The sequence below is a fragment of the Ensifer sp. 2TAB8 genome, from assembly GCF_052115125.1.
GTDB lineage: Bacteria > Pseudomonadota > Alphaproteobacteria > Rhizobiales > Rhizobiaceae > Ensifer.
The window spans coordinates 77,456-90,454 of sequence record NZ_JBFRGB010000010.1 but is presented as its reverse complement, the minus strand read 5'-3'; the positions used below and the strand labels follow the sequence as shown (position 1 = coordinate 90,454).

Below are 12,999 nucleotides of genomic sequence, written 5' to 3'. Positions count from 1 at the left end.
CGGTTCCTTTTCGCGCTTCACTGAACAGCGAAACGGAACCAGGTCTTTGCTTCCAAGCAATTCCGGACGGAAAACCGCCCTACGGAACCGCTCTATTCGTTGCCGGCGCGAAGCCGTGTTGCGGCATTGCTGATGCCCGCGAGTTCAAAGCGCGCCGAGTTCGAACGCGGCGTCCAGAGATTGCGGTCGATCGCTTCGAGAAAGCGTTCGGCAAGCTCGACAAAAGCGGCCGGGTTCTTGTCGCGCAGGAAATCGGCCACGCGCCCGTCGACGATGAAGGCCTGATAGGCCGCCTCGAAATGATGGTCGCGCACCGCCCCCGTGGTTGCCGCAAAGGCAAACATGTAATCGACCGTGGCGGCGATCTCGAAGGCGCCCTTGTAGCCGTGGCGCATGACGCCATCGATCCATTTGGGATTGACGACGCGCGCCCGGACCACGCGGCCGATCTCTTCTTCCAGCGAACGGATCACAGGTTTTTCCGGCCGGGAATGGTCGTTGTGGTAGATCGCCGGCCGGTGTCCGCCGAGCTGTTCGGCAGCAGCACTCATGCCGCCTTCGAACTGGTAGTAGTCGTCGCTGTCGAGCAAGTCGTGCTCGCGGTTGTCCTGGTTCTGCACCACTGCCTCGATCGTACGCAGACGTTCCTCGAAGAGGTCGCGCTCGGCCTTGCCTTCTTCGCCGGCGCCATAGGCATAGGCGCCCCAGGTCAGATAGGCCTCGGCGAGATCGGCCTTGGTTTCCCAGCCCTTCTCGTCGATCAGCGCCTGCAGGCCGGCGCCATATGCCCCGGGTTTGGCGCCGAAGACGCGGTAGGAAGCGCGGCGTGCAGCCTCGGGGGCTTCGACACCTTCCGCCTCCAGCCGTCGGGCCTCGGCGCGCATGCGCGCCGCGATCATGTTGTCGGCGTCGTCCTCTTCCAGCGCGCCGACGGCGCGGATCGCCTTGTCGAAGAGCGCGATCTGATCCGGGAAGGCATCGCGGAAGAATCCGGAAATGCGCAAGGTCACGTCGACGCGCGGGCGGCCGAGCACGGCAAGCGGCACGATCTCGTAGCCCATCACCCGGCGCGAGACCATGTCCCAAGTGGGCTTGGCACCGATCAGCGCCAGAGCCTGGGCGATGTCGTCGCCGCCGGTGCGCATGTTCGCCGTGCCCCAGGCCGTGAGCCCGAAGGAGGATGGCCACTCGCCGTGATCCTGCAGATAGCGGCGGATCAAGAGTTCGGCGGATTTCTTGCCAAGCTCGTAGGCCGCCGGCGTCGGCACCGCACGGCTGTCGACCGAATAGAAATTGCGCCCCGTCGGCAACACATCCGGCCGCCCGCGCGTCGGCGCGCCGGAGGGACCGGGCGCGACAAAGCGGCCGCTGAGGCCGGTGAGGAAACCGGCCATCTCCGCAGCGCCCGAGCCTGAAATCGAGGGCTTGAGGCGGGCGTCGATTTCGTCGAGCACGGCACGGGTGTTCGACCAGCTTTCCGGACAGGCCTCTTCGCCCGCAACGAGATGTGCGGCCAGCAACTCGATGCGCTCCACCGTATCGCCGGCGGTGCGCCAGGGGGCGTCCGAGAGGTCGGCGAGGAGTGCCGGTTTCGGCTCCGTCCAGGTGTCTGACATGACGCAGTCGAGCGGGTCGAAGGCGAGCCCCGAATCCGCTGCGATCGCCCGCTGCAGGCTCTGGTCGCCGCCCTCGCCGAGACCGCGCGGGACGCGCGCCAGTGCCACGGTCAGATCTGTCAAGAGCCGCCCCTCCGGCGCGACGCCGAAGATGTGCAGGCCGTCGCGGATCTGCATTTCCTTGAGGTCGCAGAGATAGGCGTCTAGCTTTTCGAGCGCCTTGTCGTCGCTGTCGCCCTTGTGAATGCCGGCGTCGCTGTCGAGGCCGATGTCCCGCACGAGGTCAAGGATCTGGCGGCTCAGGAGCCTGAGGCGTCGCGGGTCGCCGCCGGCGGCATCGTAGTATTCGTCGACCAGCGCTTCGAGATCCTTGAGCGGCCCGTAGGACTCGGCGCGCGTCAATGGCGGCGTCAGGTGATCGATGATGACCGCGCTGGTGCGGCGCTTGGCCTGCGTACCCTCGCCCGGATCGTTGACGATGAAGGGATAGATGTGCGGCAGCGGCCCGAAGATCGCCTCGGGATAACAGGTCTCCGACAGCGCCAGGGCCTTGCCCGGTAGCCATTCGAGATTGCCGTGTTTGCCCATGTGCACGATCGCCTGCGCACCGAACTGCTGGCGGAGGTAAGCGTAGAAGGCGAGATAGCCATGCGGCGGCACAAGGTCCGGCGAATGGTAGCTTTCCTTCGGATCGATGTTGTAGCCGCGCGCCGGCTGGATGCCGACGATCACTTCGCCGAAGCGGGCGAGCGGCAGCGCGAAGGCGTCATCGAGGAAGAACGGATCGGTCTCCGGCGCGCCCCAGCGACCGGCAACTTGATCCTTTATCTGTTTCGGAAGCGAATCGAAGAACGTTTTGTAATCTTTCAGCGAAATGCACTCACGGATTTCGCGGTCTTGGCTTGCCGAATTGGTCGGGCCGGCCATCAGGTAGCGCATCAGCGCGTCGCCGTCGGCGGGAACCTCGCCGACCGCATAGCCTTCCCGCGCCATGGCGCCGAGCACCTCGACGGTACCGGCCGGGGTATCGAGTCCGACACCGTTGCCGAGGCGACCGTCGCGGTTCGGATAGTTGGCCATTACGATGGCGATGCGGCGCTCGGCGGGCTCTGCGCGGCGCAGCTTCGCCCAATTGACGGCAAGGTTCGCGGCAAAGCGCACCCGGTCTTCGAGCGGCTCGTGCCCGACGATATTGGCCTCGACCTTGGCGTCGTAGATCGACGCCGCCTTGAACGAGACGGCGCGAGCAAGAATGCGGCCGTCGACTTCCGGCAGCGCGACGTTCATCGCCAGATCGCGCGCCATCAGCCCCTGCGGTGACGTCTCCCACTGCGCCCGCGACGAGCCGGAGAAGATCACCTGCAGGACAGGCGCGCCGGTCGATTCCAGCACGGTCGGCTGACGATCGGCACCGGGCGACGAGACCGCAAAACCGGTGGCATTCATCACCACATCGGGTGCTGCCTCTAAGAAGATCGCCTGCAGCGTGCCGACGGAAACCGCATCCTTGAGGCTCGAAACGAAGACGGGCAGCGCGCGGACGCCTTGTTTCGCCAAAGCATCAATCAGCGCCTCGACCGGCCGTGTCTCGCCACTCTGGACGAGCGCGCGATAGAAGCAGATGGCGATTGTGGGTTGGACTTCCACCCTGTCCGTCTTGTCGGCACCAACGCCGGCGACGACCTGCACCCATTCCGAAACCCCGATCACGCCCCGACCCGGCCACCAGATGCCGGCTTTCAGCAGCGGCTTGGCCGGCTGCGGCTTCTCGGCACCGGTGACCAGCGCCGCGGCATAGTCGAGAAACAGCCCGGCATTATCGGCGCCACCTTCGGTGAAATAGGCCCAGAGGCGCTGGCGGTCGTCGGCCGCAACGGTGGAGAAAGGCTCCAGCCCCGGATCCGGCTTGTCGTCGCCGGGCAGCACCGCGATCTCGAAACGGTGGGTGACGGCAGCGGCATGCAGGGCTTCCAGCAGATAGCGGAAATAGCTGGCGCCACCGAGCGGCCGGACGACGATCAGCTTCGCATGGCGCGCCGTGCGCTCGACGTAAGTGTCGACCGACATCGGGTGCATCAGGCTCATGAGGCTGGCGATGCGCAGGCTCAAGCCTCCGTCGCGGCGGCCATGGGCGGCGGCGATCGAGGAAAGCTCGGTGTCGGCGGCCGACAGGAACAGGATGTCGGCCGGCGTTTGCCCGAGGTCGATTGCCTCGTTGCCGTCGGCGATCGTTCCTTTCTGGGCGAGAAGCAGATGCATTCGTCTTGTCCGTTCGGGCAATTCCGAACGGAAACGCTTGAAGCGGTTTCCGTCCGGAATTGCATTATTTCAATGCGTTAGATCATTTCATTCAACGAGTGATCAGACGAGCGCAGCAATCGCGGCACGAACCGCCGCCTCGTCCATGTCGTGCAGGCCGATGACGACAAGGCGCGTGCCACGCTTTTCGCCGGCAGCCCAGGCACGATCATAATACTGGTCGATGCGGGCGCCGACCGCCTGGATCAGGAGACGCATCGGCTTGCCGGGCACGTCGGCAAAGCCCTTGAGGCGCAGAACGTCGTGCTCGGCAATCACGCCCTTCAGGCGATCGATGAAGGCCGAGGGATCGGCGATCGAACCGAGCTCGACGACAAAACTGTCGAACTCGTCGTGGTCGTGCTCCTCGCCCGCCTCATGCTCCATTTCATGATGCGACTTGCGGTTGGCGATATCGCTTTCCGTACCGACACCGAGGCCAAGCAGGATGGCAGCGGCGACTTCGCCGTTCTTCGCCTCGATCATGGCCGGCTTGCGGCTGGTGCGCGAAGACACCTCGTCGCGCACGGCCTTGAGGCCGGAGGCGTCGATCAGGTCGGTCTTGTTGAGAACGATGAGATCGGCAGCGGTCAACTGGTCCTCGAACAGTTCCTCGATCGGGCTTTCATGGTCGAGATTGTCGTCCTCGACGCGCAGCGCATCAACCTTGTCATGATCGTCGGCAAAGCGGCCGGCGGCAACGGCAGCGCTGTCGACCACGGTGACGACGCCGTCGACGGTCACTTCGCTGCGGATATCCGGCCAGTTGAAGGCGGCGATCAGCGGCTGCGGCAAGGCGAGGCCCGAGGTTTCGATGATGATATGGTCAGGACGGTTTTCGCGCTCGAGCAGCTTGGTCATGGTCGGGATGAAATCGTCGGCAACGGTGCAGCAGATGCAGCCATTGGTGAGCTCGATGATGTCGTCCTCGGTGCAGGCCTCGGCGCCGCAGCCCTTCAGCACGTCGCCATCGACGCCGAGATCGCCGAACTCGTTGATGATCAGCGCGATGCGCTTGCCGTCGGCGTTCTGCAGCAGATTGCGGATCATCGTCGTCTTGCCGGCGCCAAGGAAGCCGGTGATGACGGTCGCCGGGATCTTGCCCTGGTTGGCTCTCGCAGTGGTCATGGATCAACCCTTCATTTTCAGCGGCAAACCGGCCGCGACAAAGTAAACTTCAGCGGATTTCTCCGCAACGATCTGGTGAAGCCGGCCGGCATGGTCGCGAAACTCGCGGGCCATGCGGTTCTCGGGCACGATGCCGAGGCCGACCTCGTTGGAAACAAAGATGAGGCGCGCCCGCGCCTCAGGCAGGTACGTAGCAAGCGCGGCGAACTCCGCCGTCATGTCGCGCTCTTCCAGCATGAGATTGGTGACCCATAACGTCAGGCAGTCGATCAGGACCACATGGCCCGGGTTATCGATGCGCCTGAGGGTACCCAGGAGATCAAGCGGCTCCTCATGCGTCGTCCAGCCTTCGCCGCGGCGTGTCCTGTGATGATCGATCCGCTCGCGCATTTCATCGTCCCAGGCCCGTCCCGTGGCGACATAATGCATGGTGAGGCCGGACGCTTCGACAAGCCTCTCGGAAAAGCTGGATTTGCCGGAGCGGGCGCCGCCAAGGACCAGGACCGGTCCGGCACTGTAAGTGCTCATCGCCGCCGCCTCAGAACACCCGCCTCAGCGGCGGGTGGCAAAAGCCGTTCGACGCGCCGGCGGCGCGTTCGGGAAAGCATCTGAAAGCCAAAACAACCTCCGTGATGGCGTTGGGGACCAACAGTCCCCTCGGGCGGAATGCCCATGCCGGATGGCAGGTCTCCTGGCTCACGGCGTCACGGGCCCGCATCGCCTCGCCCATAAGTGCGAGGTTCCGATGTCAGGACCCGAGCGGCCCGCCTCACCTTCCCGGCGTCTTTCCGGTGCCACAGCGAACCTTTGCGCGTCGTTTCCGACCCGCGGCGCTGCGGGGAACATCGTGAAAGGCGGACGATTCGTAGAAGAAGAGGCGTCCAACCCGGCTGATCACGATGCCACGCCAGTGGCTTTTCCGGCTCGACCCCGACCTGCCTCGGTTGCCCCATGCAACCGGCTGACAGCCCGATATCGAACCCGATGGCGAACCCTGACCGTTCTACAGTCGCGGGGTCGGCTGCGATAAGGATGCCCGATTTGGGTCCATCCGTCACATTCCCAATTATTCCCCCCGATCGCCACGATGAGGGGGAACCATCCAACACCTGATGATTAGGAAGCGGCCGACCCAAAGTCAATCGACGCTTGCGACACCTCCCCGGCTTGGTTGCGCCGCGCGACGATTTGTCGAGCAACAGGCAGACGGCCGCAGCCAGCCAGACACGGCGAAATGGATTGCTCGTCCGCCTTCGCCCGAGGCCCTCGCCCTCTCACTCTCACCTTGCGCCAAAGCGCTATCAGAATGTGCCAATGTGGCATCAGGCTCTGGCGCACCTTTGTTCCCGAGCGCAGAAAAGAGGAGAACGATGAACTCGAATTTGCAGGCGACCATGTCAAACCGCCTTTATCCCGTGGCGAGATCCATCACCCAGGTGGCCAAGCTGCTGAAGATCTCCGCCGAACAGGCGGTGCGCCGGGCCGGGCTGCCGCGAGATATTCTTCGCAACGAAGGCAAGGGCCTGACACCAGCGCAGGTGTTCGCCCTCTGGCGCGCCATCGAGATCGAAGCTGACCGGCCCGACCTGCCGCTCTATCTGAGCAAGCTCTTTGCCCACGCACCGTTCACACCGGCCATGTTTTCCTTCTCCTGTTCGCCGGACGTGCGCATCGGGTTCAAGCGCCTGTCAGTGTTCAAGCCGCTGATGGGACCGATGAAGCTGGAAGTGTCCGAGGACGACCGATTTCTGCATATCGAGATCGGCACGGTGGACCCTAAAATTCCGGCCCCGCCGCAACTGGTCTGGTTCGAGGCGCTCTACCTTCTGGAATCGGCCCGCTGCTACACCGCCGAGTTCATCCGGCCTGCGCGGCTCCATCTGCCGGCATTGCCCAACCTCGGCAAGGACGTGCTCGAGTTCCTTGGCTGTGAACCGGAGCTTGACGGCGGAGCGCGCCTCTCCTTGCGCAGAGAAGATGCCGATCTGCCGCTGATCACCGAAAACGAGGAATCCTGGCCGGAGTTCGAGAAAAACCTGCGCCGCGAAATGGAGGCGCATGAAACCGATACGCCGATCGTGCAGCGGGCGAAGCGCGTTTTGCATGACATGCTGCCGTCGGGCGAAGCCAGTATCGAGGCTATGTGCAGGCGGCTCGCCATGTCGAAGCGCACCCTGCAACGGCAACTGAAGGAGGAAGGTGAAACCTTTCAGACGGTGCTGGCATCGACCCGCGCGGAGCTGGCGATGCATTATCTCGGCGAAGACGGGCTGAACGTCGAGGAAATCTCCTATCTGCTGGCCTACCGAGAGCCGAATTCCTTCTATCGCGCCTTCCAGGGCTGGACCGGCATGACGCCCGCCGAGGCGCGGGGAACGGTGACGCACTGAGAAAGACCGCCACGTCTGCACCGGGAGATAGCGGTTTGGCGTGTTCCGATAGTTGATTGGCACGAAGCGATTTTGAAGAAATCCAGGCGATACGCCAGATTGATCTCCGACGAACGACGGGCATGACGCCCGCAAGGATTGGAGAAGATCATGGCAATCGCACGGAAAACCGCTCTCGTCACCGGCGCCTCCTCGGGCATGGGCAAGGTCATCGCAAAGCAGCTGATCAAGGACGGTCTGACCGTCATCGTTGCCGCCCGCCGGGTGGAGCAGATGGACGATCTGAGAGCGCTCGGCGCACATCCCATCGCGCTGGATGTCGCGGACGAGGCCAGCCGAAAATCCGCGGTCGCCGAGATCACCCAGCAATTCGGTGGCGTTGACGTACTGGTCAACAATGCCGGTTTCGGACTTTACGGCTCGGTCGAAGACGTACCTCTCAGCGAGGCCCGCTATCAGTTCGACGTGAACCTCTTCGGCGCGGCCGCACTGATCCAGGATCTGGTGCCCTACATGCGCGAGAAGCGCGCGGGCAAGATCATCAACATCACCTCGATGGGCGGCAAGATCTACACGCCGCTCGGTGCCTGGTATCACGCGTCGAAACACGCGCTGGAAGGCCTGTCGGACTGCCTTCGCCTGGAACTGCAACAGTTCGGCATCGAAGTCGTGGTCGTTGAGCCCGGCGTCATCCAGACCGCATTCGCCAACGTGATGGAAGGCCCGATGATGAAGTTCTCGGGCAACACCGCCTACGGCACGATGGCGAAGAACGTCTCCAAGGCCACCACCGACAGCTACGAGCACGGCGGCGGCTCCTCCCCGCAGGTCATCGCGGACGTGGTTTCCAAGGCCGTGAAGGCCCGCAAACCGAAGACCCGCTATGCCGCCGGCAAATTCGCCAACATGATGATCAACATCCGCAAATGGTTCGGCGACCGTGCGTTCGACCGCATGATCCTGTGGACCGTGCGCTGATTGGCGGGAAACCGCGCCAGCCCCAGCAAGAATGGCGCGACCGCCCTATACCCGCTGCAACACGCTGAACTGAAAGGCCTGGGTCGAGTTCCACGGGGTCCGGTGCTGGTGTTCCATGTGCTCGACCAGCCGGAAGCACGGCCCGATCACATAGGCGAGTGCGGCGGGGTCATAGCGCACCACTGGCAGGCCGCTGCAGCGCTCCGGGCCATCGGGCGCGAAAGTGGCGATGATGGCGTGCCCGCCGGGCACGACGGCCGCCGTCAGCCGCTCGATATAGGCCGCCCGGTCGTCGGGATCGGTGAGGAAGTGAAAGGCGGCGCGATCATGCCAGATATCGTAGCTGCGATCCGGCTTCCACGCGGTCACATCGGCTGCAACCCAGTGCACGTCACCGGCGCGGGCACCGAGGCGCGCCTTGGCGGCGTCCAGTGCGGCCGGTGACAGATCGAGCACCGTGATCGCTTTCATACCCGCGTCGAGCAGCGCATCCACCAGCCGCGACGCGCCGCCGCCGATATCGATCAGTGACGACGAGGCGAACGCCGCATGCCCGCGGATGAGGTCGAGCGAAACGGCCGGCGTATCCTCGAACCAGCTGACGCCCGCCTCGCCCTTCGACTGATAGGCATTGTCCCAATGGGCTCGTCTGGTTTCGTCCTGCACGTGACACCCGCCTTGGAGCGTGCGACCGTGACCAGACGCTCCATCCTTCCCGCATGAATTCTACAACGGAACGACGGATGATGCTGGGTTTCCGTCGGTCCCTTGCTGTCGCCAACAAGGCCGCAACCCTGTCGATCGCGGCTGATGGCGCTTGCCTGGCTACCGGCCGAGCAGCCCATCCAGCCAGCGCCGGTCGAGCACCGTCTCCAGCTCGTTCGCGACATCATCCAGCGCCGCATCGACCGACTGGCGGTAGTTGCTGGCACCACCTTCGATGCCGAAACTTTTCAGCAGCGCGGAGCGGTAGGCGTCGCTGGTGAAGAGCCCGTGCAGATAGGTGCCCATCACCCGGCCATCGACCGAAAGCGCGCCATCGGCGCGATTGTCGATGCGCACTGACGGCCGCTCACAGTCCGCACCTTGCGTCTTGCCGAGGTGGATTTCGTAGCCCTCGAGCGCCACGTCATGCTCCAACGACCAGGCGCGGCTGTTGCGCACCGTCTTTTCCGGCGCCATCTCGGTCTCGACATCGAGCAGCCCGAGACCCTCGATTAAGCGCTCGCCGCCCTCGATACCGAGCGGATCGGTGACGCGCCGGCCGAGCATCTGGTAGCCGCCACAGATACCGATGACCCGACCGCCGCGACGCACGTGGCGGTCGAGGTCACGGTCCCAGCCTTGAGCGCGGAAATCGATGAGATCGCCGATGGTCGATTTCGAGCCGGGAATGACAACGAGCCCGGCATCCGAGGGAATGGGATTGCCCGGCCGCACGAAGACAAGATCGATTTCCGGCTCGGCGGCAAGCGGATCGAGATCGTCGAAATTGGCGATGCGCGAGAGCACCGGCACGGCAACCTTCAACGCCCGCCCCTCGCCGCGCGCCAGCTTTTCCAGCACGACGGAATCTTCCGCCGGCAACCGCGCCGCCGCCTTCAGCCAGGGCACGACGCCGAAACAGGGCCAGCCGGTGAAGCGGTTGACCGCGGCAATGCCGTCGTCGAAGAGCGTGACGTCGCCGCGGAACTTGTTGATGAGATAACCGGTCACCATGCGCCGGTCTTCCTCGGGCAGGATCGCATGCGTGCCGACGAGCGAGGCAATCACCCCGCCGCGGTCGATGTCGCCGACGAGCACGACCGGCACCTCGGCCCGGGTCGCAAAGCCCATATTGGCGATGTCACCGGCTCTAAGGTTGATTTCCGCCGGCGAGCCCGCGCCTTCGACCACCACCAGATCGGCACCGGCCGATATCTGTTCGAAGCTTTCCATCACGGCGCCAAGCAGCTTGGGTTTAAGCGCCTGATACTCCCGGCCCTTGGCTTGCCCGGCCACCTTGCCCTGGACGACGATCTGGCTGCCGACATCGGATTGCGGCTTCAACAGAACCGGGTTCATGTGCACGGACGAAGGCACGCGGGCCGCCAGCGCCTGCAGCCATTGCGCCCGGCCGATCTCGCCGCCATCGTCGGAAACGGCGGCGTTGTTCGACATGTTCTGCGGCTTGAACGGACGGACCTTCAGGCCCTGGTTGGCGGCAAGCCGGCAGAGCCCCGCCACCAATACCGATTTTCCGACATCAGAGCCGGTTCCCTGCAACATGATCCTGCGTGTCATGCGGCCATCGGTAACACTGAAACGGGCAGCGGCAAAGGTCTGTTTCAACACGATTTCGCCGCAATTGACAAAGCCCTTTCACGCATTGTTTCGCGCTTTCGCAAGGCTTGTCGAAAATGTCGCGCCCGGTAGCCAGAATGCGACATGGCGTGGCGAGTTTGGCATTCAATTTTTTGCAGCGCACACCTATATCAGCGGCATAGCAACACGCACCGGAGGAATAGGCCTCCGGCTTCTCAAGGTTCACGTCCATGCTGTACATCTTCAGCAAGCAGAATTTCGTTCAGATCGCCTGGAACTCCAAGGTTCCGACCAGCCAGTCGCGCGTGCGCAACCTCGTCGTTGACGCTCCCTTCGGTCCGCTCGGCGTCATCCGCACGTCGAATGTAGGCTAAGCCTGCGATCGGGGCTGAAGCCCCTTCGAGCTCTCCTCCCAGAGCCTCCTCCACCGCCCCCTCCGGGGCGGCTTTTTTATGTCCGGCGACGGCCCTGAAATGCGAAGGCCGCATCAACCTCGCCAAGAGGGATGCGGCCGCCAAAAAACGCATGGTCACTTCGGGGTAACGCACCGAAGGTTCGCTCCAAGTCCGGGACGCACTACCTGATCCGGACCTGCGGCAGTCCCCCGCCGCGAGAAGAACAATTAGCTGGACATCGTTACCGGATGGTTATTGAGGATTTAACCAAAGATGAATTCCGGCTTTTTTTTAATTTTTTTCGCGACATGCGCGCCGATCTCCGTGGCGCAATCACGACAGGAAACGTCAGGATCTCGACAGGGTTGCGAGCGATGTGGCGCATGGCGCCATTTTTTGCGGCAGGAATTGTCGTTATTGCTTAAATTCGGCCTTTCTCATGCTCGAAACGCGTCCTCCGACCATGTCGCAGACAGAACGCGCGAAGCACTCCCTCAACCCGACCTTCCGATTGAAGAGGTTGATTTCTCAACGAGAATACTTAGGCTTGGCTGGCGGTATAAGAGGAGATTGGCTGGCGACAGGGTTCCGCGGCCAGGGCTGAAAAAGAACTCCCGCACCGTCCGCAGCAAGGGTGAACCTTGGCTTGTTTGATGCCGAACCCAAGGCTGCATAGTTGCTCCGGGTGACGGAGGATGCTCGGCATCCCCCGTGGATTCCCGTTTGGATATTGGCTGCAAATAAAGACTGGGAGGTCTTGCAACATGAAGAAACTCCTCGCTTCCACCATTCTCGCCGCGGGCCTCTATGCTCTGGCGGGTTCCGCGCAGGCCGCGGAATGCGGTGAAGTCAGCATTGCCGAAATGAACTGGGCTTCCGCCGGCGTTGCCGCCCAGGTGGACAAGTTCATTCTCGAAAACGGCTACGGCTGCACCGTGACGCTGGTCACCGGCGACACCATGCCTACCTTCGCCTCGATGAACGAAAAGGCGCAGCCCGACATGGCGCCGGAACTCTGGGTCAATGCCGTGCGCACGCCGCTCGACGCAGCGATCAAGGAAGGCCGCCTGATCGAAGCCGCCAAGATCCTGAGCGAAGGCGGCGTCGAGGGATGGTGGATCCCGAAATTCCTCGCCGATGCACATCCTGACATCAAGACGGTGCAGGACGCGCTGAAACATCCGGAACTCTTCCCTGCACCCGAGGACTCGTCGAAGGCCGCCGTTCACAATTGCCCGTCCGGCTGGAACTGCCAGGTTTCGACCGCCAATCTCTACAAGGCGCTTGATGCGGAAAAGGCCGGCTTCCTGCTGGTCGACACCGGCTCGGCCGCCGGCCTTGACGGCTCGATCGCCAACGCCTTCGAAAAGAAGACCGGCTGGCTCGGCTACTATTGGGCGCCGACCGCCATCCTCGGCAAGTACGAGATGACCCGCCTCTCCTTCGGCGTCGATCACGACAAGGCCGATTGGGACGCGTGCACTGCCGTTCCTGACTGCCCGAACCCGAAGGTAAACTCCTACCCGGTCTCGGACGTCTACACGGTCGTCACCAAGTCATTCGCCGACAAGGCAAGCGTCGCCATGGACTACGTCAAGGCGCGCAAGTGGGACAACGGCACCGTCAACAAGGTTCTCGCCTGGATGGACCAGAACCAGGGCACAAACGAGGATGCTGCCAAGCACTTCCTCGCCGAGTTCCCGGACATGTGGACGCAGTGGGTGAGCCCGGAAGTGGCCGAAAAGGTCAAGGCAGCGCTCTGACACAAGACAAAGGCAGGCGCGCCGGCCGAGACGGCCGCCTGCCCGTTCCGGTGGAATCAATCGGAACAGGAACAATGCAGCGTTCTTGCGGGTTCCGTTTGAGCGCGCGTCGTTCCAGAGGCGGCGA

The 12,999-nt window shown here is 63.4% G+C and carries 10 protein-coding genes and 1 riboswitch; of the genes, 5 read left to right on the top strand and 5 right to left on the bottom strand.

Going from position 1 to position 12,999, the window contains the following annotated elements; translation table 11 throughout:
• Window positions 1-92: 92 nt before the first annotated feature.
• The 3 genes from cobN to cobU form a co-directional block, all read right to left on the bottom strand.
• Window positions 93-3,875, bottom strand: a complete 3,783-nt coding sequence (gene cobN / locus AB4Z53_RS17865; protein ID WP_441596851.1) for a cobaltochelatase subunit CobN — start codon at window positions 3,873-3,875, stop codon at window positions 93-95.
• Between the two features lie 102 nt (window positions 3,876-3,977).
• Complete coding sequence (gene cobW, locus AB4Z53_RS17860; RefSeq protein ID WP_441596850.1) at window positions 3,978-5,042, bottom strand: cobalamin biosynthesis protein CobW; 1,065 nt, start codon at window positions 5,040-5,042, stop codon at window positions 3,978-3,980.
• A 3-nt stretch (window positions 5,043-5,045) separates the two neighbouring features.
• Window positions 5,046-5,570 (bottom strand): bifunctional adenosylcobinamide kinase/adenosylcobinamide-phosphate guanylyltransferase, encoded by a 525-nt coding sequence (gene cobU / locus AB4Z53_RS17855; RefSeq protein ID WP_441596848.1) that lies wholly within the window; start codon window positions 5,568-5,570, stop codon window positions 5,046-5,048.
• A gap of 441 nt (window positions 5,571-6,011) precedes the next feature.
• Window positions 6,012-6,160: riboswitch (cobalamin riboswitch) on the bottom strand.
• A gap of 318 nt (window positions 6,161-6,478) precedes the next feature.
• Between cobU and AB4Z53_RS17850 the strand changes: the two genes are divergently transcribed.
• Together AB4Z53_RS17850 and AB4Z53_RS17845 are read left to right on the top strand one after the other, a co-directional pair.
• Window positions 6,479-7,432 carry an AraC family transcriptional regulator gene (locus AB4Z53_RS17850; RefSeq protein ID WP_162768850.1) on the top strand — a complete coding sequence of 318 codons (954 nt, stop codon included), beginning with the start codon at window positions 6,479-6,481 and terminating at the stop codon, window positions 7,430-7,432.
• Between the two features lie 150 nt (window positions 7,433-7,582).
• On the top strand, window positions 7,583-8,410 hold the full coding sequence (locus AB4Z53_RS17845; RefSeq protein ID WP_441596846.1) for an oxidoreductase: 828 nt from the start codon (window positions 7,583-7,585) through the stop codon (window positions 8,408-8,410).
• 45 nt (window positions 8,411-8,455) lie between these two features.
• Here AB4Z53_RS17845 and AB4Z53_RS17840 read toward each other — a convergent pair whose 3' ends face one another.
• Window positions 8,456-9,076, bottom strand: a complete 621-nt coding sequence (locus tag AB4Z53_RS17840; RefSeq protein WP_441596844.1) for a class I SAM-dependent methyltransferase — start codon at window positions 9,074-9,076, stop codon at window positions 8,456-8,458.
• Between the two features lie 159 nt (window positions 9,077-9,235).
• Window positions 9,236-10,693 (bottom strand): cobyric acid synthase, encoded by a 1,458-nt coding sequence (locus AB4Z53_RS17835; RefSeq protein ID WP_441597012.1) that lies wholly within the window; start codon window positions 10,691-10,693, stop codon window positions 9,236-9,238.
• A 251-nt stretch (window positions 10,694-10,944) separates the two neighbouring features.
• Between AB4Z53_RS17835 and AB4Z53_RS17830 the strand changes: the two genes are divergently transcribed.
• The 3 genes from AB4Z53_RS17830 (at window position 10,945) to AB4Z53_RS17820 (ending at window position 12,872) form a co-directional block, all read left to right on the top strand.
• Window positions 10,945-11,088 carry a hypothetical protein gene (locus AB4Z53_RS17830; RefSeq protein WP_223727640.1) on the top strand — a complete coding sequence of 48 codons (144 nt, stop codon included), beginning with the start codon at window positions 10,945-10,947 and terminating at the stop codon, window positions 11,086-11,088.
• Window positions 11,089-11,357: 269 nt separating this feature from the next.
• Window positions 11,358-11,534 carry a hypothetical protein gene (locus AB4Z53_RS17825; protein WP_441596842.1) on the top strand — a complete coding sequence of 59 codons (177 nt, stop codon included), beginning with the start codon at window positions 11,358-11,360 and terminating at the stop codon, window positions 11,532-11,534.
• A 339-nt stretch (window positions 11,535-11,873) separates the two neighbouring features.
• Complete coding sequence (locus tag AB4Z53_RS17820; protein WP_113539324.1) at window positions 11,874-12,872, top strand: ABC transporter substrate-binding protein; 999 nt, start codon at window positions 11,874-11,876, stop codon at window positions 12,870-12,872.
• Window positions 12,873-12,999 lie beyond the last annotated feature (127 nt).